At 39.9% G+C, this 24,271-nt stretch carries 17 protein-coding genes; 3 read left to right on the top strand and 14 right to left on the bottom strand.

The window, feature by feature from the left end:
* Positions 1–224: 224 nt before the first annotated feature.
* The 3 genes from ACZ5AE_RS11100 to ACZ5AE_RS11090 form a co-directional block, all read right to left on the bottom strand.
* On the bottom strand, positions 225–992 hold the full coding sequence (locus tag ACZ5AE_RS11100; protein WP_464572222.1) for a sulfite exporter TauE/SafE family protein: 768 nt from the start codon (positions 990–992) through the stop codon (positions 225–227).
* Between the two features lie 62 nt (positions 993–1,054).
* Complete coding sequence (locus tag ACZ5AE_RS11095) at positions 1,055–1,396, bottom strand: amidohydrolase family protein (protein WP_464572220.1); 342 nt, start codon at positions 1,394–1,396, stop codon at positions 1,055–1,057.
* A 292-nt stretch (positions 1,397–1,688) separates the two neighbouring features.
* A complete protein-coding gene (locus ACZ5AE_RS11090; protein WP_464572218.1) occupies positions 1,689–3,527 on the bottom strand; it encodes a LysM peptidoglycan-binding domain-containing protein in 1,839 nt (612 codons plus the stop codon).
* A gap of 183 nt (positions 3,528–3,710) precedes the next feature.
* Here ACZ5AE_RS11090 and ACZ5AE_RS11085 point away from each other — a divergent pair, with 183 nt between their 5' ends.
* On the top strand, positions 3,711–8,471 hold the full coding sequence (locus ACZ5AE_RS11085; protein WP_464572216.1) for a LysM peptidoglycan-binding domain-containing protein: 4,761 nt from the start codon (positions 3,711–3,713) through the stop codon (positions 8,469–8,471).
* Between the two features lie 197 nt (positions 8,472–8,668).
* Here the strand turns inward: ACZ5AE_RS11085 and ACZ5AE_RS11080 are convergent, their stop codons facing one another.
* The 10 genes from ACZ5AE_RS11080 to ACZ5AE_RS11035 form a co-directional block, all read right to left on the bottom strand.
* On the bottom strand, positions 8,669–8,806 hold the full coding sequence (locus ACZ5AE_RS11080; protein WP_464572214.1) for a hypothetical protein: 138 nt from the start codon (positions 8,804–8,806) through the stop codon (positions 8,669–8,671).
* A 93-nt stretch (positions 8,807–8,899) separates the two neighbouring features.
* The gene (locus tag ACZ5AE_RS11075; RefSeq protein ID WP_464572212.1) at positions 8,900–9,040 is read right to left on the bottom strand and encodes a hypothetical protein; all 141 of its coding nucleotides are present in this window, start codon (positions 9,038–9,040) and stop codon (positions 8,900–8,902) included.
* A 215-nt stretch (positions 9,041–9,255) separates the two neighbouring features.
* Complete coding sequence (locus tag ACZ5AE_RS11070; protein WP_464572210.1) at positions 9,256–10,359, bottom strand: AI-2E family transporter; 1,104 nt, start codon at positions 10,357–10,359, stop codon at positions 9,256–9,258.
* A 213-nt stretch (positions 10,360–10,572) separates the two neighbouring features.
* On the bottom strand, positions 10,573–11,502 hold the full coding sequence (gene glsA, locus ACZ5AE_RS11065) for a glutaminase A (protein WP_464572208.1): 930 nt from the start codon (positions 11,500–11,502) through the stop codon (positions 10,573–10,575).
* A 98-nt stretch (positions 11,503–11,600) separates the two neighbouring features.
* Positions 11,601–13,997: a M14 family zinc carboxypeptidase gene (locus ACZ5AE_RS11060; RefSeq protein WP_464572206.1), complete on the bottom strand. Its 2,397-nt coding sequence runs from the start codon at positions 13,995–13,997 to the stop codon at positions 11,601–11,603.
* Positions 13,998–14,181: 184 nt separating this feature from the next.
* Positions 14,182–14,757 carry a hypothetical protein gene (locus tag ACZ5AE_RS11055; RefSeq protein WP_464572204.1) on the bottom strand — a complete coding sequence of 192 codons (576 nt, stop codon included), beginning with the start codon at positions 14,755–14,757 and terminating at the stop codon, positions 14,182–14,184.
* Positions 14,758–14,992: 235 nt separating this feature from the next.
* On the bottom strand, positions 14,993–18,076 hold the full coding sequence (locus ACZ5AE_RS11050; protein ID WP_464572202.1) for an MMPL family transporter: 3,084 nt from the start codon (positions 18,074–18,076) through the stop codon (positions 14,993–14,995).
* A 157-nt stretch (positions 18,077–18,233) separates the two neighbouring features.
* Positions 18,234–18,767 carry a TetR/AcrR family transcriptional regulator gene (locus ACZ5AE_RS11045; protein WP_464572200.1) on the bottom strand — a complete coding sequence of 178 codons (534 nt, stop codon included), beginning with the start codon at positions 18,765–18,767 and terminating at the stop codon, positions 18,234–18,236.
* 18 nt (positions 18,768–18,785) lie between these two features.
* Positions 18,786–19,412, bottom strand: coding sequence for a fumarylacetoacetate hydrolase family protein (locus ACZ5AE_RS11040; RefSeq protein ID WP_464572198.1), 627 nt, complete (start codon positions 19,410–19,412; stop codon positions 18,786–18,788).
* 173 nt (positions 19,413–19,585) lie between these two features.
* Positions 19,586–21,121 (bottom strand): GNAT family N-acetyltransferase, encoded by a 1,536-nt coding sequence (locus ACZ5AE_RS11035; protein ID WP_464572196.1) that lies wholly within the window; start codon positions 21,119–21,121, stop codon positions 19,586–19,588.
* 283 nt (positions 21,122–21,404) lie between these two features.
* Here ACZ5AE_RS11035 and ACZ5AE_RS11030 point away from each other — a divergent pair, with 283 nt between their 5' ends.
* Both ACZ5AE_RS11030 and ACZ5AE_RS11025 read left to right on the top strand, forming a co-directional pair.
* Positions 21,405–21,902, top strand: a complete 498-nt coding sequence (locus ACZ5AE_RS11030) for a CcdC family protein (protein WP_464572194.1) — start codon at positions 21,405–21,407, stop codon at positions 21,900–21,902.
* Between the two features lie 140 nt (positions 21,903–22,042).
* Positions 22,043–22,525, top strand: a complete 483-nt coding sequence (locus ACZ5AE_RS11025; protein WP_464572192.1) for a redoxin domain-containing protein — start codon at positions 22,043–22,045, stop codon at positions 22,523–22,525.
* Positions 22,526–22,667: 142 nt separating this feature from the next.
* Here ACZ5AE_RS11025 and ACZ5AE_RS11020 read toward each other — a convergent pair whose 3' ends face one another.
* Positions 22,668–24,179 (bottom strand): MDR family MFS transporter, encoded by a 1,512-nt coding sequence (locus ACZ5AE_RS11020; RefSeq protein WP_464572190.1) that lies wholly within the window; start codon positions 24,177–24,179, stop codon positions 22,668–22,670.
* Between the last annotated feature and the right edge of the window lie 92 nt (positions 24,180–24,271).

Below are 24,271 nucleotides of genomic sequence, written 5' to 3'. Positions count from 1 at the left end.
AATACTATTTAGAAACGGTAATCTTCCCGGTTTCTGGTTCATAAGAGATATAATTAGACTATATATATGGTTATTCATCAAAATCGATATCTTACTTCTGCCGTTTACGAATTAAGTCGCAAATAATGAAAAGAATTGGCAATAGCATTTGCCAATCCCTTAATACGCATTTCGACCGATTATTAAATGCATCATTAATAACTTTTTGATATCTTGCATTTTATTTAGGCACCCATTTTCATAATGATAAGCATGTAAACTGATGAAAGGATGGTTATGATGGCGATTGCCATTTTTAATTGGTGAATAGGTACTTTTGTGGCAAACCGTGCACCGGTGACAATTCCCACACTTGTACCTAGTAGACTTGCGATAATTAATGAAGGGGTATTTACAGTGCTTGCATGGGCAAAATATCCGATAATAGACGGAACGGCAATAACTACGGAGTTTAAGAGACTGACCCCTACTGCCACCCTGATGTTTACCCCAAGACTTGCTAATAACGGCACTAGTAAAATAGGACCTCCTGCTCCAGTTAATGAGCAAATGGTTGATGTAATGAAACCGAGTAAAACAACGATTAAGGAATGATTGAGAATTTTTGATTTGTTATCGTCATTATCTGAATCTGTGTCTTCTTTATTTTTCTTTAATAAAATGGATAATCCAGCTACCAAGACAAAAAAATAAAGAAGTAGTTTTGCCAGAATTTCCGGTATCATCACATTAATTTGCACACCCAAAAAAGCGCCTGGCAGACTGCCAATACTCAAATAAAGTGCCAGTTTTAGATCCATATTTCTTGATTTCCAGTAGGAATAGGCACCGATGATGCCTGAGACTGAAAAGGACAAGAAACTAAGTGCAAGGGAATCATGCACGGGAATTTTTAAAACACCTACATAAATCAAGGGCAAAAGAAAACCAGAAATCCCGGACAACCCTAATAAAATTCCGATAATCAAATTAGAGCCTATAACAAAACTCATTAGAAATAAATTAGTTAACATATTTGCTACCTCAATTCCGCCAACATTCCATTTGCGAAATATTAAATATTTGCCCTAATGGAAAGCTCCTTTAGAGCCTCCTTGCTTTCAAATTTTATTTTTTCTTCATCAAGAGTAAGAACTTCTCTGTTTCTCATTAATATTTTACCATTAACCAAAACATCTGTTACATCATTGCTGTTTACCGATTCTATGAGCGTGTTAATCAAATTATGTGTTGGCTGAATATGGGGCTGTTCGATATTGATTAAGATCATGTCCGCTTTTTTCCCAACTTCCAGCGTTCCGAACTCATGGCCCTGCAGCATTGATTTTGCTCCGCCTACCGTTGCTATTTCGATGATGTTTTTTGAAAAGCATGACCACCGGGTCGAAAATCCCAAAAGGCGCGCATTAAGGATTTATACACTTTCATCTTGTCAAATAAACTCAAACCAGAATGACCTGCTCCATCTGTTCCTAAGAGATTCCAATTCCTTTTTGCTATAAACTCGGTGTTTTGGTGAATTTCTTACCTGAGTTACTAATTGAGCAGTGGACAACTTTCGTGTCGCGATTTTTAATAATATCCATTTCATTTTCCGAAAGCAGGATACTAACCAAAGTGTCAAATGGAAAAACAGGGACGGTTCTCATGCATCAAATTGATGGATGAGAACCGTCCCTGCGCCTCACTTAATATACTCTTTTAGCCCCCACATAATATTTCGCCCAATACCCGGTATCTAATGGATAGGCGGCGATCCCCTTTGATGTGGTGGCGGAAACAAATTGGTTATCGCCTATATAAAATCCTACATGTGAAATTGTTCCAGGCGTGTTTACGGCGAAGAAAACCAAATCTCCCGGCTGTAAATGTGACCGGTCAATGGCTGCCCCTGTTTTAAAAAGTCCCGCAGAGGTATTGCGGGACATATTTACACCATGCTGATTGAACATGAAATAAACAAATCCTGAACAATCAAAGCCATTAGGTGTCGCACCACCCCACTTGTATGGAACTCCAAGATATCTCGCTGTGTTTCTGACTAATTCTTTCTTAACAACCGCATGATTAATGGCAGTAATTGTTGCTTCATTAATTGTCCCTGTCACAGGAAGACTGTAATCTGCCTGAAAGGTTTTGATCGCCTGAGTTGTTGTGGCATCATAACTTCCAGTCATAGTTGGAACAGTATAGTAGCCGAGTATCTGCAGGTTCTTTTGAACCGATACCAAATCGACACCGGGAACTGCAGTTTGTACTGGCCCAGATACCGGTGAAGCGGCAGCAGGTCCACCTTTTGGTACGGATGCCCCCATGGAAGTTGGAATAATTAAAATCTGTCCGACTTTTAGTATGTCACTTGTTAATTGATTGGCTTGTTTTAATTGATCGACAGTAATGTTATGCCGCTTAGTTATGGAATATAAAGTATCCCCCGGTACAACCGTATATTTCGTTTCTGCTTTAATAGCGGCAGCCGCTGGTTCGGTACTTTCATTGGCCTGAGCATCAAATCCATCTTTAGGAATAATAAGTAACTGACCAATATGTAACAAGTCATTTTGCAAATCATTTGCCTTTCTTAATGATTCTATGCTTACCTTAAATTTTGCAGAAATTCCCCACACAGTGTCTCCAGCAGCAACGGTATATTGAACATTCACTTGTTTCGGCACAGGTACTGGTACTGGGGGCTCTACAAAGGAAGACTCTTGGACATTATCGGCGGCTTGGGGAATTGTTAAAATTTGCCCAACTCTTATTAGATCTGATGTTAATTGATTAGTACTTCTAAGTGCCTCAACTGACGTACCTAATCTTTTTGCAATTACAGACAAGCTGTCGCCCGAAACAACTGTATAGGTTGAAATAGCTTGGTTTTGGGCAGTGGGCGTTACCTCCCGGGCCTGGCCATCGCTCGGTTCACTTCCTATTAAAATTGGAATAATCAGTGTTTGCCCAATAAACGTTGCATCACTATTCATGTTATTGGCTTGCTTAATTCCCTCAACAGTCGTTCCATATTTCTTAGCTAGAACTGTTAAATAATCACCTGAAGCTACGGTATGAAACGCTTTTGGGATGATTAAAAGCTGATTCACCTTCAAAATATCGGAAGTTAAATGATTGGCTCTTTTGATATTATCAACACTTGTTCCAAATTTTGCGGATAATCCCCAAAGTGTATCCCCAGATGAGACGTGGTAATAGATTGAGTCTGCGTGTGCCATCTGTGCTGGGGTGTTTCCGTTTGAATCCTCCGCATGTGCAGTAGTCGAATGATTAGTCAGTGGAATCGAAGCAGCTGCAACCCCTCCAAGGATTACCTTAATCAATGTTACTTTTAAAAAGGGGTACCTATTATTTAGAATTTGCTTAGCCATAGAGGTAATATCTTTTGTATCCTTGGGAACAGTCCCTAATTCACCTGCAAACTCCGTTAATTGTCCATCAAAATAAAGGATTAATTCAAACTCATCCCGATTGGGAACAAGTCTTTTTATTTCATAGGTTTGTAAATTCTCCATATGTAACCTTCTCCTATGCCTTAAGTTATGTTTAGGGGTATTCTTCGCAAAAAAGAATTGAATACAACCCAAAAGACAATATTCCCTGTTATTACCAAATTAGAACATGGGGACGGTTCTATGTATCAAAATGATGCATAAGAACCGTCCCCATGTTTCATTTTATTAAATGGAGGTGGTTAGGTGGAGATTAGAAGATATGAGCTGCTCCAAGAGCAAGGCGGGTTTACTTTAGTGGTATACCTTGATTCTTATTTGGAGGAGTTTTCAAATGAGCTGAAGCCCGCGGATTTGAGAAAAACAACACTCCAGGTACAAATCCATGAATTAATTAGAGAAAGATTTCCTTATATAAATATTACTGCTGCTAAGGTGGTGGCTGGATCACTTTTGGTGACGACGATTTATTTTGGATCCGCCCTTACAAAGGCAGGAGCGGAAACGACGACTGCAGGCCAAGTACAGCAAATCGGTCAATATGATACTTATAAGGTACAGTCCGGTGACAGTTTATATTCCATTGCGAGAAAGTTTAATGTAACAGTTTCGGCTATTAAAACGGCAAGCACTTTAACTTCCGACATCATTTATGCAGGCCAGGTATTAAACCTGCCTTTTTATACATATACAGTCGTTGCAGGCGACACTTTATATTCGATTTCGAGGAAGTTTAACATAACCGTTGATAGTATTCGTTCTTATAATCAGCTTCCGAGCGATATCCTTTCGATAGGACAAAAAATTAGGATTCCTAGAACTTTGGAGCAAACTACAGCTACTGTTTCACTAGCACCAACGCCGACACCTGCTCCGGAACCCGCGCCTGCTCCAGCACCTGCTCCTGCTGTGGAAACCAAAACAAGTACGTATCAAGTTGCGGCGGGAGATACCTTATATCAAATAGCAAAAAAATTCGCCACTACCGTGGATACAATCAAAAACCTAAACAACTTAACTACTGATAGCATTTTTATCGGCCAATTCTTAATTGTTCCGCAGACGCAAACCGCTCAAAACCAAGAACCAGTACAAACGCAGACGCCGCCTGCTCCAGTAACCGCCACAACTTATACAGTGGCATCAGGCGACTCTTTATCACTTATTGCCAAACGGTTTAACACCACTGTGGAGCAAATTAAAGCAGCAAATAATTTAACAAGCGATTTGATTTTTGTCGGCCAGATCCTAACGATTTCAGCAGGCAGCTCAGTCCCTGCCGATACTACAGCACCTGCAGCACCTTTCCTAAACTCAATTAGTAAAATTACTTCAATCAATCAGGCAAGTACTTCCCTTTCAGGGACTACAGAAGCAAACGCAACAGTTTATCTAACACTATTAGATGGAATCAGTCCAGCAAAAATGCTTCAAATAAAAGCTGATGCCAGCGGCAGGTTTGAAACAAAAGTGGACACTTCCAGCTCACCGGACGGAACGATTACAATTACAGCTGTGGCAGCCGACCAGGCAGGAAACCGAAGCCCTGAAAGCCGATTAATAGTCACGAAAGATACTATTATCAATGAGCCTGTCCTGGATAGTACCGTAAAGGTAACGATTGAGAATGTAAAAGATTACACCCTTTTTGGAGTAACCGACCCTGGAGCCTTCGTGGATTTGACCGTTTCAGACGGTGTCCATCCTAATGTAACCATGAGAGCTATTGCCAATGAAATAGGCGAATTTCGTGCAAATACCGATTTAATTTCTTTAAATGACGGGCAATTAACCGTCACCGCTCGTGCCATCGACCCATCAGGAAACATTAACGCCATTAGACAAACCACGATTACAAAAGAAACTAGCCTGGGTGCGCCGCTGATTGGCAATACGAAAATCATTAACAGTCTAACAGCCGCAATTTATCCGATATTCGGGACTGCCCGGCCGGGATCAAGAGTGGACATATTTGTTTCAGATGGGAGTTTAGGAGATGCGATCACTACTACTGCTGTTGCAAATGCCAACGGCGAATTTATTGCTAATGTAGATGTAACTTCCCTGAGGGATGGTACCCTCATCATTTCGGCTGTGCAAACAAGTCCAACAGGAATCAAAAGTTCTACTGGAAAAATGAATGTTGCCAAAGATACAAGTGCCCCAATTGCACCAATTTTAAATAATAACAATTATATTAATCAGGAAAACCAGAACTCATTTTTGCTAAACGGAACTGCCGAGCCTAATGCACAGGTGAACATCAAAGCCTTCGATGGTACAGGCAAGATCGTTGAATTAATCGGACAGGTAAATGGAACTGGTGGATACACTATTCCCGCAGACCTGTCCAGTCTAAATGATGGTGATATCCGATTTGAAATCACTCAAGTAGACCAAGCCGGAAATATGAGCCCATTGGCCGTCAAGACACTGAACAAGGATACACTCGGTCCTGCGAGTATCCAATTTAACCAGCCTCCAAATATTTTTAGCGGAAACGTCAACTCATATAATCTAAGTGGTACTGCTGAACCGTTAATCACACTGGACTTGACCATTTCAGATGGTGTAACCAGCCTGGTTAAAACCACCGGAACGGATTCGCGAGGCAATTTTTCTCTGCCTGTTGATGTTAGCAGCCTGAAGGATGGTGATATTACAGTAGCCATTATGGCCGCTGACGCTGCCGGTAACAGGAGCAAACTTCAGCCTCTGACCATAACAAAGGATACAACTGCACCTGAAGTGCCAGTAACAACCATGGCACCATATGTCAATCAGTTGAATCAGGGGCAATTTTCCGTTAGCGGTTCATCTGTTGAAGAAGGTGCTTCGGTTAAGATCACCGTTAGCGATGGGACCACTAATATAGCCAAAACCGCCATAATTTCAAACGGCAAATTTAATTTCAACTTTGATTTAGCCAGTTTGAAAGATGGATCCTTAACGCTGGAAATCATGCTGACAGATAAAGCAGGAAATGCAAGTATCGTACAAACTTCAACAGTTGTAAAAGATACTGTAGTTCCAAACCCAGTCGTATCCAAAAACGGCTTTGGTTTTGAAAATAAACGTCCGATATTTACAATACTTGGCACAGCGAAACCCTATTCCGTCGTTAATGCGACCATTCGCAGCACAAATGGGGCAGAGTTATTGAGTACCTCTGGGACAGCGGACGCAGAAGGTTTTTATACCTTAAAATTCTATTTAGACCAAGCTGATATGACCGGGGCCGCGACGGCTTCTGTTTATCAAACGGACTTTGCTGGAAATATCAGTACCTTAGCCTCGGTTCCGCTTTACAGCCATACAGCTGCAGCTGGCGAAACCTTATATACGATTGCCAAACGGTATAACACCACCGTAGAGGCATTAATGGCATTAAATCGGCTGGCTATTGATGTTATACAGCCAAATCAGCTATTACATTTGCCTGTAACAGCAAGTGAAATCGTCAATCTCGGCTATATGTATTTTGGCAATACTCAAGATTACGTTTCGATGGTGAACCAAACATCCAGCTCCGTCAACACCGTGTCACCCAGTTATTTTGACATTAATGCCAATGGTACATTGAAACTAACGTACAGCTTGGACCCAGCCTTCATTTCAGCGATGCATTTGCAAGGAATCCGAGTTGTCCCATTCTTAAGCAATCATTGGGACCGAAATCTCGGCCGGGCATTGCTCGCCAATAAAGAGCTGGCCGCACAGCAGATTGCCGATGCCGTAGCCCGCTATAATTTGGACGGTGTCAATGTGGACATTGAAAATGTCACGGAAGTGGATCGGGCTAACTATACTGAGTTTGTTCGGTTATTGCGTGAAAGGATCCCAGCTTGGAAGGAAGTTTCCGTTGCCGTGGCGGCTAATCCTAACGGCTGGACGACAGGATGGCATGGTTCGTATGACTATAACAGCTTGGCTAAGTATGCTGATTATTTAATGATCATGAGTTACGATGAAAGCTATCCGGGTGGAGAAGCTGGACCTGTTGCCAGTGTCCCTTGGGTGGAAAGGTCAGTCCAATATGCCATCAATCAAAATGTTGCAGCCAATAAACTTGTCTTAGGTATTGCCCAATACGGCCGATATTGGATTCAGGGGCAAACCTATGGAGGGTTTGGAATTTCCAATTGGCAGGTGGAACAATTAATAAAACAATATAATGGAACGGTTGTTTTTGATGAAGTAAGCAAAACACCAAAGACAATTATTACCATTAAAGATGGAGACTCAAAGCCAGTTGTCGGCGGGACCACTTTGGCAGCCGGAACCTATACCATCTGGTTTGAAAATGAGGAATCTATTCGGCAAAAATTATTGCTAGTCAGTAAATACAATTTGCGGGGTGTCGGAAACTGGAGTATCGGCCAGGAGAACAAGGAAGTATGGAACAGCTATGCCACTACCCTCCCAACAACATTAGCTGTGGCCCTGACTCCTCCAATTGTTGAGGCATCAGCGCCGCCTGTAACTGCGGCTCCAACATACATTTCTTATACAGTGGCTGCTGGAGATACTTTATATTCACTTGCGAAACACTACAATACTACCGTCAGTCAAATAAAAGAAATCAATAATTTAACTTCGGATAGTCTTTATATTGGACAGGCATTAAAATTACCGAATTCGACCAACGAGATGGTTACAGATACAGCACCTGCTACTACCGCACCTGCCACCACCACCGTGGCCTATACGGTAGCGCCGGGTGATTCTTTATCGATTATTGCAAATCGGTACAATACGACGGTGGCAGCCATAAAAGAAGAAAACCATTTAACAGCTGACACGATTTATGTTGGGCAGACCTTAAAAATCACGACAACAAACACTACACAAGTGAATGCAACAGTCATTACTTACAAAGTGGTATCCGGTGATTCCTTATCCGCCATTGCGAAGCGGTATAACACCACGGTCACCGCTATTAAAGAGCTAAACGGCTTATCAACAGATACAATTTATGTGGGACAAACTTTAAAAATACTAGAATAAGACGCAAGGACGGTTTTTTTGCATCATTGATGATGCAAAAAAACCGTCCCCATGTTTCACATGCATTAGTATTGTATGGTTTTCAGATTGTGTATGGGAAAATCTGCCGCAAATAGTTGAATCACCTTTATTAGCTTGCATAAAAAAACCTATAAAGTGACTTTTTTCAAAAAGTCCACTCTATAGGTTCCTTGTTATTACTTCAGATCCTTACTGTATTCTCTCATCTGCCCGCCGTTTTTATTGTCATATGCAATTAACACTACGCCTAATTCATGTTCCAGCTGCTTGATCTTTTCCTTCTGATTTTCTGTGATATCGGCTATCTGATACATTATCCCACTCCTTGTTTAAAAGAATCATGGGATTATTTTCACCAGATCCATTAGGATTATACGATACAAGCAGCTAGCAATTAAGTTAATCAATTAGTATTTTCGCTGCTCTTTCTCGTTTAACTCGATAATGTTTACTAGCTCCTCAATAATATCGTTTAACCTCATCATGCTTGTGTCTTTATTAAGGATTCGAGAAGTTTTATAAAGCAAAATTTCTTCTTGATCACTCATAAAAAAGCCTCCATTCGATGTAGGTTCCCTAATTCCATTCCCTACTTATATATGTAATTTACACCTATTATACAACAGAGAACCTTTATATGTAAATTACATATATATAAATTTTCCCTAAAAGACAAGGACAGTTCTTGCGTCTCTATTTCATGACACAAGAAAACTGTCCTCGTGTTTCACCCCTGTTTCAAAAAGGAACCTGTGTCTAAGACTCAAGTTCCCTCTACGATCTTATTTGCAGCTTTTCTCGCTCTCAAAAATCGGACTAGGTTTAAAACAATAACTTTTGAAACAGCGTAGGTTGGGACCGCCAAGACCATTCCGAGTACGCCTGCCAGGTTGCCTGCAGCCAATAAAATAATGATGATCGTTGCCGGGTGTGTATCCAATGATTTACCTAAGATCATCGGTGACAGGAAGTTCCCTTCAATTTGCTGAGCGACAAGGATCACGACGATAACCAATAAAGCTTTCGTTGGTGACTCAAACAAAGCAACAAGGACAGCGGGGGCGCCGCCAATGATTGGACCTACATAAGGAATAATGTTGGTAAAGGCAACAATGATCGCCAAAATTAGCGCATAAGGCAAATCAATGATTAAATACCCAATAAAGGACAAGGTTCCGACTGCCAGAGCAACCATAACCTGCCCCTGAATGTAAGCGGACAGCGTCTCCCCTGTTTCTTTCAAAATCTTTAGTCCTTCGTCTCTGTAACCTGCCGGAATAAAATTTGAAACGGCTTTTGGAAAATTATGACCATCCTTAAACATGTAAAATAATAGAAATGGTACTGTGACAAGAATAATAGCTAGATTGGTGACCATTCCAAATAAACCCAATAGTGCGTTGGTCAGTGTTTTTGGCAATGTATTGGCATATTCCATTAACCGTTGCTGGACCGTGTCAATAATTTCACTTTGGGTATCCCGAAAGCTTTTAAACTCTGAAGATTTAACCATATTTTTTAAAAACTCAGTAGTGTCATGAGCAAAGACCGGCAAATTATTGGCAAGGTCCGTCGCCTGTTTAGATACGATTGGAACCAAGCTGCTAATCGCCAGCACAAGGAGGCCAATAAACCCGACATATATGATAAGGATCGAGGCTATTCTTGGCAGCTTTTTACGTTCGAGAAAATTCACCAGCGGGTTTAAAAGGAAATAAAGAAATCCAGTAATCAGAATTGGAAAGAAAACCGTAGAGAAAAAGACTCCTATCGGCTTAAACATGAAGGTGATTTTTGTTGAAACGAAAATAATCGATAAAATAAGTAAAATTTGTATGAGCCAGAATTGTAATTTTGATTTTGACACGTGTGTACCCCTTGCCTCAATATTTGGGTTAAAGTATATCAAAGTATTGGAATAATATACAGTATTTTCATAGCATTTTTATATGTTCTTGTTAAAAATTATTACAACACATCTCACAATTATGAAACTGATTTGAAAAATCTATAGAAATATAGGGACGGTTCTTGCGTATCAAACGTAAGAACCGTCCCCTTTTTCCCTTATGAAGTCCCATTAAAACATACTCAACCGATATTTCCTTGACAATAGTTCGAGAAGTTTAAGTCCAGCCACACTGTTCCCTTTCTCATCCAAAGCAGGACCAAAAATACCAATTCCAAATTTACCAGGAACAGCCCCCATGATTCCTCCTGAAACACCACTTTTAGCTGGGATGCCTATTTTTATGGCGAATTCGCCCGATGCATTATACATTCCGCACGTAACCATAAAGGTTTTGCAAATTCTCGCTACATCGTCTGGCATAATCCGCTTTCCGTTTAAAGGATCCACTCCATCCATGGCAATAATCATACCGATTCTAGCCAAGTCCAAACAATTCATTTCCACCGCACACTGTTTGGTATATAAATCCAATAATGTTTCGACATCCTCGGTAATAATTTTATGCTGCCTTAGGAAATAACATAATGCCCGGTTTAAATCAGCCGATTCAAACTCGGAGCGGGCTACCTTTTCGCTATAGCCAATATCCGGGTCGCCTGCCAATTCCCGGATAAAGCCTAATAATCGATTGAACCGATCCTCCACTGAATCCCCTTTGATCATATGGGTTACGACAAGTGCCCCGGCATTGATCATCGGGTTTAATGGTTTGGCCGGAGCCATTGTTTCTAATTTAGCAATTGAATTAAATGGATCTCCGGTCGGCTCCATCCCAACCCTTTCAAACACATTGAGAAAGCCATTTTCCATTAGAACAAGTGCCAAGGTTATAACCTTTGAAACACTTTGAAGAGTAAACTTTTTATCAATATCACCAGCTGAAATACATCTTCCGTCAGGATAGTTGATCGCAATCGATAAAGCATGAGGATTTGCTTTACCCAACTCAGGAATATAGTCTGCGACCTTTCCCTCTTTTGTACATCTTTTTGCTTCTTCCACCAATTGCCTTAATTCGTCACTTGATTGACATGACATTCTGCATCACCCATAGTAGTATGGGCGAATAATTTTGCCATCATTCACTATATAAAAAGGCCTGGCTTATAAGTTTGAGCCAGGCCTAAACTTTATTCTTATTTTTCAAAAACAGCATTGGATAATAGTCGGAACAAGTAATCTGTATGATCACGGAAGCCAGCTTCCAATCCAATCAGAGTGACGTCTTTATCCTGCTCTTTCACAATGACAGCCTGGCCCTTTGCTTCCGCTTTTTTATTAATCCAATGGCCAGCCATAAAGAATTTATCTTCGCTTCCTAAACTAGCTATTACTTCATCATTGCCTGTACCAGTATACCAAACGGGACGGTAAACAAAACCAAGATCATCCTGGCCGTATCCGGCAGATACACCAGTTCCTGAATAATTTACCTTTACGATTCCGTTACTGTTAGATCCGGCGGTATTAATGGTATCATCAGTAAGCCCTAAGGTTTTGGTTGCGCTCGATGCCCCTGCACCTACAGCAATATATTTTCCGCCATTACTTACAAATTCACTAACTTTGGATTTAAATGCATCAAATTGACCGGCATTTTCGAACCCAAATTCTTTATTTGCTGCTGATAATCTTTCAGGCAAGGAGATGAGACTTTCTGTACCGCTATAAACAAATACATCGAACCCACTAAGTCCATTTTCAGCCACCTCAACCGGCGTCACTTCCGTTACAACAAAACCAAGTCGTTTGAGGGCAAGCTTTGTCCCGCTGTGAGACTGTTGTTTTCCCATGCCGCCGTCCTTTAAGATCGCCACTTTTAAGCTATTTAATTTAGCTGTATTAGCTGGTACCTTTTCAGCGCTTCTCACTTGAAGGCCAGATTCCTTGACCTCTGCAGCAATTTGATTAGCTGCTGCCTCAACATAAAAGTCACCGTTTTCATCACGCTTCACAGATACTCCCTGCTGAAGTAGTGTATTTACTAGATTAACAGCGTTTACAGAACTATTCGGAATAACAAAAGGTCCTTTTCCGGTAACCGCACCTTTTTCTGTAACCTGATTAACCTTATTTGTAACTACATTCACATCATTTTGCGTTGAAATGGCTTCAAAGCCCCAAAGTTCTGGCAGGCTCCATGCTGAAATATCGTACATTGCAGGTGTGTCATTCGAGATGTCCTCGCCATCCCATAGCATGGTGTTAGCTAACCCAGCCTTGGCTTGATCCATTCTCACAAGATAGGTTCCTTTTGGATACGTTTTTCCATCAACATTGAAACCCTTTGCAGCTTGAACTACTTCAATATCGTTTTTCAGCAAATGATTAACAGCTTTTTCCGTGACAGTTGGATCCTGTTCATTAACCGGCAGGATATAAGCTTTTGGGAAGAAGCCGTCCTTATGGAACGGATGGTCATAGTTGATACCACGTTTAAACATTTCAATTTGATCGGTAATCATTGCTTGCTTATTCTTCGTAGCAAATTTCAGTGCACCCATAATGGCATCATACTGCCAGCGAACACCATCCCAATCGTTGGTTGGTGCTTCTAATGTATGACCATAGGCACCATGGTACATCGCATACATCGGAGTAAAAATTGGCGGATAGTCATCCCAGCCGGCAGAGTCATTACGCTGCGGAACATATACACCTTCCATGCTCTTATACAAATTACCAGTAAAACTAGCTTGATCGGCCATGATATTGGCTTCCATTGCTTCAGCCTGCTGATACGCCCATTTATTATATAGATCATACTCGTAGTTCGGATTATGCGGCGGTGTACAAGGTTCAATTAAGCCCTGATGGTTTGGAGCATAATTTTTTACATAACCATGTGTATCAAGGAATACCATTGGGTTCCATTCTTTAATTAGCGCCACAGTTTCCTGCGTTTCCGGCTGTGATTGCGTAATAAAATCACGGTTTAAATCAATTCCTTCCCCGTTAAAACGGGTAGCATTGACACGTCCATCAGGATTTTGAACAACGTTAAAAATTAGTATATTGCTAGCTAAAATATCTTTTGTCTCCTGGTCATCCTGTGTCGCAAATCGTTCAATTAATTGAAGAACGGCATCGCTTCCCACAAACTCTGTTCCATGTATAGATCCGTTGATCATGATTGGAACTTTAAAATCCGGGTTGGCGGCAATCCAGTCTTGAGCCTTGCTTGGATTTTTAAACATTTGTTTCCGTAAAGCTTGTATCATACCAAACTTTCCTTGTGTGGTTGGGTCAGCTATGGTAACAACATAAAGAGGATTCCCATCTGCTGATGTTCCGCGGACTTCCACTTTCACACGGTTTGATTGCTTCTCAATATTCTTTAGCTTTGTACCTATCTGCGAGAACTTAACAAAATCATAGTTCTCACTATTAAACTTGCTTCCATCTTGTTCTTCGTATGTATTAACGTTTGTCCATTTTTGTCCCTCGGCATAACCAGTTGACCATGGAACAGTGGAAACTAGACTAATAATCAACATGCTTGCTGCGGCTTTTTTCTTTTTGTTCTTTTTCACAGACTTGCCCCCTAATTGTGTATGTTTATTATATATATTGCATTTTTATTCTATTATCAATAAACAAAAATAACATCCTACTATTTTCCTTAATTGTAACAAAAAGGAATAGGGTGGATGGATTATGTTATTAGACTACAGCAAAAAAAACCTAGATAATTCATCATTATCTAGGTAATCTTCCTTATAGAATCTCTCTTTTCAGAGAATTTTTAATCAGTTTAATTTCTCCATTTGTTTTAGGAACTAATTCACTAATGTTTTCATATTTATCTTCCCTATTGGAATTGGTTGAGTCTTCTACTACATATTCCTTAAAGGAGCAGCTAAAGAGTTTACGCGCGACTCTTCCTTTTTCACCAATTAGGTTGAACCAGCTTTGCGCAACATAAAAAGGGTTGGTTAATATTCTATCAATAATAATAGAAATGCTGTCCTTTTCTTCCTCTGATGAAAATTTTATTTTAGAAGAAAGGGCCAAAATAAAATAGTTTTTCGACTTATCTACTTCCAGTAATTGAAGATGGTACATCTCACGCTGCTTTTCATTGAAATCCTTTAGTACCGTTTCGATACTTTTATCAATATCTATTTCAAATTTAACCGCGTCTCTCCAGTTCGATATTCGAGAATCAAATAATGACAGTGTTAGTATATAATATGCTTCATAGTTTTTGTGATCAAATACTTCATTGCGTTTTCTTTCATCTTCCGGTACAACAATAAATTTTTTATAGTCTGCAAAAAAATGATCCATCATATCATACACCTTCTTTCAAACCTTAATAGAATGGTTGAACACAGTTTTTCTCTTTATCTTTCAACATATCTTTTATATTTCTTTTTAAAAACCTAAATTCCTGCTTTTTATTACATAAATCCACATAAATCATGGCTTTTACTAAAAAAGTCCTATCACCTGATCAAAAAATGTCGTAATAAGTAGCACAAAATGATCCCGATAGCATTTGCCATCGGGATCCCCTACCTACATATTAAATTACTTTATCCTCCAAGCTCAATTCGTCATCCCTTTTACGAGAAAATAAATTAGCAAGGGCCTCTGGCAGGGCAATCATCGCCGGCAAAAAGACAGGAAGCAGAATAAAGCATAGCACGACGAGACCTGTGATGACAGCAATTGCCAATTCACCCAACAGGATAATTCCGGATGGCATTAGTGTTGCAAAGGTACCACCGAGTATAATTACAGCCGAAATAATGACCCCGCCTGTATTTCTGGAAGCCAAAACAATCGCCTCTTTTGGCGGCAGATGTTGATATTCCTTATAGCGCATCATTAAGAATATACTGTAGTCCACGCCCAAAGCTACAATAATGATGAAAGAGAAGAATGGAACAAAGGAAGAAATACCAGCATATCCCAGCCAATCTATGAAAATATAGTTAATGATGAACATCGCAGTATAATATGCTCCTAAAAGTGACGCAGTGATAAAAACTGGTGTCCAGAACGAACGGATGACTAAGAACAAGACAAGTAATACTCCGATAATAACGATTGCGGTTGCTTTGTTCAAATCACGGCTCAATATATCATTCATATCATTCGTTGTGGCGCTTGGTCCTGACACACCAGACTTGGCGTGTGAAAGATTTGTGCCTTTAAGCCCATTGGAAACAGCTTTATTTATCTTATTTATCGTGTTTAAAGCATCTTTAGAATAAGGATCATCTTCTAAAACAATCGTCATCTTCGTAATTTTTCGATCATTGGACATGAACACATCTAATGATTTTTTAAAGTTTTCATCAGTCAGTGCTTCTTTCGGTATAAAGAAGGTTTTACTCGTATTAAACTGTGATAAGAAACCATTCGTCTTTCCTAAACCGTCAGAAATTTGCTGTAAACCACCGTTTACTTCTGATAGCTTTTGTCCAAACGTACTGAATCCATTGAGACCTTCTACAAGCTGCTGCTGACCTGACTTCATCTGGCCAAGTCCATTGGTGACACTATTCATATTTGTTACGATTGTGCCTATTCCTGACGAAGCTTTCTCCAGGCCATCCTCAAGCATTTTCAAACCATCAGCCATCTGGGATAAACCGCTGCTCATGCTGGCAAGATTATTATTTGCTGTAGCAAATCCAGCTGTTACTGCATTATAATTTTCAATTAATGTGTTGATTCCTTCAGGTGTAATTTCGTTTAAAGATGATGATAACTGATTGATAGTTTGTTTTAAAGCTTGGAAATTCGCATCACTATTTGAATTTGAATAACTGCTGCCTAAAGCATCCACCATGGTCTGCATTTGAGTAAGTGCGCTTTTTACACCTAGAAGTGCCTGTGCCGCACCTTGATAGTGGGTTCCCATCTCAGCGTAGCCATCCTGCATTTTTCCATAATTATCTGCTAACACCGCTATACCGCTGCTCATCTTTGCCAAATTCGTTTGGATGGTTGCGATACCGCTCGTAATCGTTTGGGAATTGCTTGAACCGCCATCTATTCCTGATTGGATTTGCTTTAATCCATTTGTTAGGGCGGTCATACCTTCTTGAAGCTTTGCCGTACCATCCACCATTTGGCTGACCTGGGAAAAGTCAGCTGATCCTAATTTTTCTTGGGCAAGCTTTAAACCGTCATTTATTTGATCCACACCGTTTTGAGTTTGCGAGATACCATCGGTAACGGAATCCATTTGACTATCAATGTAAAAACCCTCAATTGGCTCACCCTGTGGTTGAGTTGCTGTTGAGACCTGCTTAACCCCATTAATACTCTTGAGTCTCTCAGTCAAGTCATCAACGACGGCAAGAGATTCATTATTATCTAATGTTTTATTATTTTCAATGACCACAGTAGCTGGCATTGCTTGGCCTTTGCCAAAATGTTCCGCAACAATATTAAATCCTTTAGAAGAAGAATATTGATTTCCAAGTTCTCCAATGGTATCAAAGTTGAGCTTTTCCTGATGTAAATACACCATTGGCCCTATGATTAATAGTAATACAACGACTGTTACAATAGGATGCTTTGTTCCAAAGGAGGATGTTTTCCCCCAGAACTTGTTTTCCTTATGACCCAATACATTCTTTGAAGGCCAGAAGAGCTTTTTGCCTAAAACTTTCATAATGAATGGGGTTAAGGTCAAAATTTGAAGCAAGAGTACGGTTACACCTATGACGACAACCACACCAGATTTATAAATTGGTGATTCAGCAAAAACAAGAGCAAGAAAAGCAATAAATACCGTTAGTATACTATAAGCAATCGTTTTACCCGCCGTTTTATAGGTGATTACAATGGAATCATCTATCGAGTTACCATGTGATAGTTCCTCCCTAAATCGATTGAAAAGAAGAATATTGTAATCAGTGCCGATACCAAAAAGAATGAGTACAAGAAGCATTTGTGTCAGACTTGTTATCGGAAACCCTGCTTTATCAATTAATTGAGCGGCAATTCCCATCGAACATAGATAGGAGAAGGCTACTGCTATTAAGGAAATAAAAGGTGTAACTACTGACCTGAACGCAAGGATAAGGACAACTAAAATAAAAATTACAGTCAATGCAGCACTTTTTTCAACTCCTGCTTGTGATGCCTTCAAATAATCATTATTGATGAAATCCTCACCGCTAAGATAATATTCAACTGGTACTTTACTAAGCTTCCTGTCTATTTGTTTTTTTATATCATCGATTTCTCTGGCTTTCTTATCAAGCTTGAAGCTTACCATCAGTGTGGTACCATCTCTAGAAATTAAAGAGCTTTTTGCTTCAGGTATACTGAAAGGATCAATCATGTCTGCAATACCAAGCTCTGAGCTGTCATCGCTTAGAGCCTTTACAGCATCACCGATTTTTTCCATTTTAGCATTAGAGATTTTATTTTTCTCGTAGAAAACGATAATGCTGTTTGTACCTTTAGTCCTCTCCATCTTTTTCAAGATATGATCAGCGATAGCTGAAGGACTGTCATTACTCGTTCCTTGCTGTCCTTTACTGCGCAGGATTGCATTGATGTCCGGCTGGAGGGCTGTTAGCAAGATCGTGGCAATTAACCATATTGCAAATATCGCCCACCGGCTTTTAATAATTGTTTTCACCTTGTCGCTCCTTCCTTTCTACGGTGTACATATTAATTTTCCCTGTAGGATTTCTCCCTGCCTTTACACTAGACACAATAATAGCAAGGGATACGGAAGGGTTCAAAGAGCAAAATGGAACAGGTGCATTAAAATAATACATTTTCAGCTATTTGTATTATTCTTTCATAATCTGATTAAAGATTTCGAACAACTCGTCTTTATCGTAATTATATTCTCCACTAATCCAATTCAGTAAAATGGTCATAAATGATGTGGCGTATAACTCAGAAATGACATCGGGATATTTAGATTGAATAATTTTTTTAGAAATGGGATCATCCTCTGTTTTTGAATGTTCGCGTATAATATCACTTGCAATTTTAACCATGCTTTTAAATAAAATATGTCCATCAGAACCTAATAAAGTGTTTTCGAACAACACAAAATTTTTTTCTACATAATCAACCAGTAATTTAAAGGGATCTGTATTCGATTTTTTTTTCAAATTAATGATTTCTTCAGATAGATGGTAAACAAAATCTTTTAATAAACTATATTTATCTTCATAATAACGATAGAACGTTGTGCGATGAATTAAGGCATCTTCACATATATCTTGAATCGTGATGGAAGAGAATCGTTTCGTTTGCAGGACATGAATAAAGCTTTGGATGATTTGGCGTCTGGTTCGTTCGGTAGTATAATTCATAGTGCACAATCCTTATATTTAATTTAGTTTTATCAAACCTTCTCCTAGAACAGATGTTCCCCAAAGTAATGATAAATGATCTTTATCCCTTACTGGCCCAACTCCTTCCGGGGTACCTGTAAAGATAATATCGCCTTTGCTCAATCCAAAGTTTTGGGCTGTGAAATCGATGATGGTCTGCAAATCAAAGATCATGTTGTTAATGTTGCCTTGCTGCACCTTTTCGCCATTCTTTAGAAGAGAAAAGTCAATTCTCTTCAATTCTTCTATTCCAGGAAAGGGAATAAATTTACTTACAAGGGCTGAGTTCGGAAAACCTTTTGCCAATAGCCATGGATGCCCTTTTTTCTTAAGTTCACTTTGAACATCCCGCAATGTAAAATCGATGCCAATGGCCATCCCTTCTACCATTTCATCAACTTTTATACCCTTCTCATATGGTTTACCCATCCTGATGACAATTTCTGTTTCAAAGTGAACAGCCCCCCGATTTCCAGGAAGGATTACTTCCTGTCCCTTGGCTTCCACTAAAGCATGAGTAGGCTTGGAAAAAATCATTGGAGAAGTCGGCACTTCGTTTTGCAATTCCTTGGCATGCTCAGCGTAGTTGCGGCCGATGCAATAGATGTTAGTAATCATATTCATGAAAATCCCCCGTTTAATAGAAATAATTAATTACATGTAAAATCTTTACTCTTAACTCAACTATACTACATAAAAAATGGGCTGTCCCTTATAGGGTTATGCTTATATAACAACCCCTTTTCGGATTCAGCCTCAATGAAATGCTAAATTCTTTAACAATGTATTTTTAAAGTTTACCCTTTCCATTCAATGCGATACAAATCATTTCTACGATCGCGTAACTGCCTCAGCGAACCAGAATTCCGAGAACGTCTTAGCTTCTCAAGGTCTACGTCACCCACCACGACGGTATCAACGTTAGCATCACATTCCCCTACTATCCCATCCCTTGCAAACTCAAAATCGGCTGGCGAGAAAATGCCAGATTGGGCGTACTGAATATCCATATTTTCCACATGGGTTAAGTTGCCCACATTTCCGGCAATACAAGTATAAACTTGGTTTTCAATCGCACGTGCCTGGGCACAGTAGCGTACCCGAAGATAGCTTTGCCGATCTTCTGCACTGAATGGAACAAAAATAATATTAGCACCCTTTTCAACTGCAATTCGAGAAAGTTCAGGAAACTCGATGTCGTAGGATACCTGGATAGCAATTTTTCCGCAATCCGTATCAAATACATTGATCTCATTTCCTTCAGCGATTCCCCACCACTTTTTCTCGTTTGGTGTCACATGTAGCTTTGATTGTTTTTCAATCGTACCATCCCGGCGGAAAAGAAAGCCGACATTGTAAATATCTCCATCTTCTTCGATAAAATGAGTTCCGCCGACAATATTGATGTTATATCTTACAGCAAGCTGCGTAAACAGTTCTATATATTGATCTGTATAGGTCGATAGCCGCCTTACTGCCCGGTCCGGCCGTTTTTCTTCAAGAAAGGACATCAATTGGGTCGTGAATATTTCTGGAAATACTGCAAAATCCGAACCAAAATCTGCAGCAACATCCACATAATATTGCACTTGTGTACTGAAATCCTCATAAGAGTCAATTTTCTTCATCATATATTGGACGACGCAAATTCTAACGGGGAATGAGGTACGATAAATACGCTTTGATTTTGGCCGATAATCCACATTATTCCATTCCATCAAGGTGGCCATTGAATCAGATGCTTTGTCGTCTGGAAGGTAGCTTGTATTAATCCGTTTAATTTTAAAGCCTTGCAGAAGTTGAAAGGATAACACAGGGTCATAAATATTATGCTTCTCCACTTCTTCCACATATTCCCTAGCTGTCATCTCATCCTTGTATTTGTGATAGTTTGGGATACGTCCGCCAATAATGATGCTTTCAAGATTTAAACGAACGGCAAGCTCCTTTCGAGCCTCATAAAGGCGGTGACCTAATTTCATGCGCCGATATTCGGGATCGACCATTACCTCAATGCCATATAAATTATGTCCACTTGGGTTGTGATTCGTGATATACCCATGGTCTGTAATGGTGTCCCAGGTGTGCTGATCGTCGTATTCGTCAAAATTGACGATAAGGCTTGAACATGAACCTACGATTTTGCCCTCATATTCCACACAAATCTGACCTTCAGGGAAAATTCGAATATGGCTAAGCAGTTGCTCCCGCTTCCATGGGTCCATGTTAGGGAAGCAAACTTTACCGAGCGAAATAATATCATCTATGTCTTCCATTCGGATGTTGCGAATCACAATTTTTTTCTCGTATTTCGACATATCTGTCTCTGACACATTCTCACGACCTTCTCTTTTAGTAACGTTTGAAGTCAAACTATTTGAATACATTTTTCACTTAAAAGGGTGCATATTAAATTTTTTCCTGAGTTGCCCATTTCATACAATAGTGTGCCATTGCATTAACAAACGTTGAAATTTTAAAAAATTAATGACTAAAGTCATATATCACTGTTGACGAAGGTGACTATATTCGAATCTCCTGTGACCTTATAATCAAGTTGTAAATAAGAAAACAAACATAAAATGAAAATAAGCTCACAGAAAAGGAGAATGAGAAATGAACGGATTAGCAATGTATGGAATATTTTTTGTGATTTTTGGATTGGTATTTTGGAGACGTACGAGAGCAATGGTTCGTCCAGTTAAAGGGTCGGGGATCAAAATATTGCTCCCGATGCTCTTTTTGCTTCCGGGGTTTTCCGCACTTTTACAATTACAATTGCACTTAAAAGTCTGGGAAGTTAGCGTTGCAGCTATAATCGGAGTATTGCTAGCAGTTCCGCTTATCTTTACAACCAACTATGAAATTCGTCAGGATGGAAAGATTTATGCCAAAAAAAATAAAGCCTTTTTTATTGCACTAATTGCCGTTCTTGTAATTAGAATCGCTTTACGACAATTTATTTCCGGCATCGATCCAATCAGTTTAAGTATGCTTTTCTTTACAGTTGCTGTTGGCTATGTTGTTCCGTGGAGAATTATTTCATTTATTAAATTTAGAAAGGTAAAACAGTCACAAATACTTGGAGAAGAGATTATAACGATTAAAGCATAACTTTATCTTTAGGAATCTGGGCACGACATTTTATCAATGAATGTCGTGCCCAGATTATTTTACTTTATTCATTTAGTCATTTTTTCAAAAAGCCCCCTTTTTTCTGCCGTTAACTAATTTTGGGATAAGGTAAATGGGACATGGGAATAATGAGAGGTTTTCGTGAAAAAAATCATAGAAAAAGAGAGATTTACATGCCTCAAAGAGCTACGGAAACAAGCACCTTGAAGGTTGGTGAACAAGCACATGATTTCACCTTGGAAGCACATGACGGCCGCAGGGTTACTTTGAGTGAATTCCGCGGAACAAAAAATGTATTTCTTTGTTTTTATCCACTAGATTGTACCCCTGTTTGAGGCGCGCAAATGCCTTCTTTCGAGCATGATTTAATCGTTTTGAAGAGTTCGATACCCAGGTCTTGGGTATTTTCAGTTGATAGTGTCCACAGTCATGACGCATGGCAAAAATCAATTGGCGGCATTTCCTACCCGCTTTGTTCCGATTTCTATCCGGATGGCGAAGTTTCGGAAAAATTTGGAGTCCTTCGCAAAAACAAAGGCGCACCAGCAAAGAAGGGTCAGCAGAATGCTGGCCCATTTTCTGTTTTATTACCAATTTTATAGGAACAACTTTCTTCGGACACTTCCTCCTTTTTTTCGCGGCTGTTTTGTCCGTAGGATCAAGACTAATCTCCCTATGGACTCGTCCAAAGGGACAAATGTAATAAAGGCTGCCGAAGGTTTTTTCGACAGCCTTTATTGCATTTTATTGTTGAACCTGCTTTTGCTGCTCCATTACCTTCTTGTGTGAAGGAAGAAGGAACGTACCAAGCAAGTTTGCGATTGCGATAAAAAATACGAGAATGAACACAAGGTGCATACCATGAGCGAGTGCCTCTTGAATCAAAGTCAACACGCTTGCAGGCAGTTTAGCTGCGGCATCTGAGCTTAAGAGATCATTAATATTGCCTCCCCCGCTCCATGCTCCGTTTGAATGTTCTTTTCCAAACTGAATGAGTGAGTTGTTAAAAATCGTTCCAAATACAGCAATTCCGACCGTTTGTCCAATTGACCTGGTAAACGAGTTAGAAGCAGTTGCCGCTCCGCGCATTTGCCAGCCAACTGCTGATTGGACAAGAACAGTAGTTGGGGTTGTCGCGTAACCCATCCCAAGACCAATAACAATCATAATCCCTACAAAATACCAATATGGCGAGTCAAGTTCAACAGCCAGTAACCATGTTCCCCCAAGGGAAATCAAGACTGCACCAATGACTGCAGTTAACTTGGAGCCGATTTTGTACATATAGCGTCCGGCAAAAGTAGCACCCAATGGCCATGCAATCGACATTGGCATCAGTGTTAATCCTGAGCTCGTCGCACTGTGTCCAAGAATGGTTTGGATCCACATTGGCAAATAAACATTTACCCCAATGAGAACAGCACTCGCCAGAAAACCGATAACATTTGAAACGAGAATCACTGGAATCCGGAATAACGATGGCGGCAGCATCGGTTCCTTCACTTTGGTTTCAATATAGCCAAACAACACAATGAAGATAACGGCAACAGCAAACAGCAGATAAATTGGAGTCGAATTCCATGCATATTTCTGCCCCGGACCAGCATTTAGTAAAGCATATAGAAGAGTTGAAATTCCGATTGTAAAAGTAATAGCTCCAAGATAATCCACTTTACGGTCTTTTTTCAATTCAACTGATTCGTGGAAAAAGAAGGTGATTAATACAATTGACACTAAACCGACCGGCAAATTAATGTAGAATATCCACCGCCAGCTGATTTGATCGACGAAGAATCCGCCTACCAATGGACCTAGAAGACCTGCAATTCCCCAGACCGAACTAAACACTCCCTGCATTTTCGCACGCTGTTCACCAGGATATAGGTCACCGATAATCGTAAAGGTTAACGGCATGACCGCCCCTGCTCCTATACCTTGAAAAGCACGGAACCAAATTAATTGATGCATCGTCTGCGCAGCCCCTGACAACATCGAACCTGCGACAAACAAAATAACCCCTGTCATAAAAATTTTCTTTCGGCCGAATAAGTCAGCCAATTTTCCGTAAATTGGTGTTGTTACAGAAGTCGTCAGAGTGTAGATAGCAAATACCCAGCTGATTAATTTTAACCCGCTTAAGTCGCTGACAATCTGCGGCATAGCGGTACTGACAACCGTGACATCAATAGCGACTAGTAAAATCGCAACCAACATCGCAACAGTAACCATTTTACGATTTGTAGTTGTTTTTGGCATGTTTTTGTCTCCTTATATTTAGCTTAAATCAGGACAATCACCATATTTGTCAAGTTGTTGACTAAAATAGTGTAAGTTATCATTGTATTTTA

It is taken from the genome of Neobacillus sp. S1227 (genome assembly GCF_055385255.1).
The sequence above is the reverse complement of the archived record's forward strand: the minus strand, read 5'-3'. Positions and strand labels throughout refer to the sequence as shown.

What these genes read in the sequence shown, in the direction of transcription:
- ACZ5AE_RS11040 (WP_464572198.1), bottom strand. Translation starts at nt 19,412, where the DNA reads ATGAATATGATTACTAACATCTATTGCATCGGCCGCAACTACGCTGAG.
- ACZ5AE_RS11045 (WP_464572200.1), bottom strand. Translation starts at nt 18,767, where the DNA reads ATGAATTATACTACCGAACGAACCAGACGCCAAATCATCCAAAGCTTT.
- ACZ5AE_RS11090 (WP_464572218.1), bottom strand. Translation starts at nt 3,527, where the DNA reads ATGGAGAATTTACAAACCTATGAAATAAAAAGACTTGTTCCCAATCGG.
- ACZ5AE_RS11020 (WP_464572190.1), bottom strand. Translation starts at nt 24,179, where the DNA reads ATGCCAAAAACAACTACAAATCGTAAAATGGTTACTGTTGCGATGTTG.
- ACZ5AE_RS11030 (WP_464572194.1), top strand. Translation starts at nt 21,405, where the DNA reads ATGAACGGATTAGCAATGTATGGAATATTTTTTGTGATTTTTGGATTG.
- glsA (WP_464572208.1), bottom strand. Translation starts at nt 11,502, where the DNA reads ATGTCATGTCAATCAAGTGACGAATTAAGGCAATTGGTGGAAGAAGCA.
- ACZ5AE_RS11080 (WP_464572214.1), bottom strand. Translation starts at nt 8,806, where the DNA reads ATGTATCAGATAGCCGATATCACAGAAAATCAGAAGGAAAAGATCAAG.
- ACZ5AE_RS11055 (WP_464572204.1), bottom strand. Translation starts at nt 14,757, where the DNA reads ATGATGGATCATTTTTTTGCAGACTATAAAAAATTTATTGTTGTACCG.
- ACZ5AE_RS11100 (WP_464572222.1), bottom strand. Translation starts at nt 992, where the DNA reads ATGAGTTTTGTTATAGGCTCTAATTTGATTATCGGAATTTTATTAGGG.
- ACZ5AE_RS11075 (WP_464572212.1), bottom strand. Translation starts at nt 9,040, where the DNA reads ATGAGTGATCAAGAAGAAATTTTGCTTTATAAAACTTCTCGAATCCTT.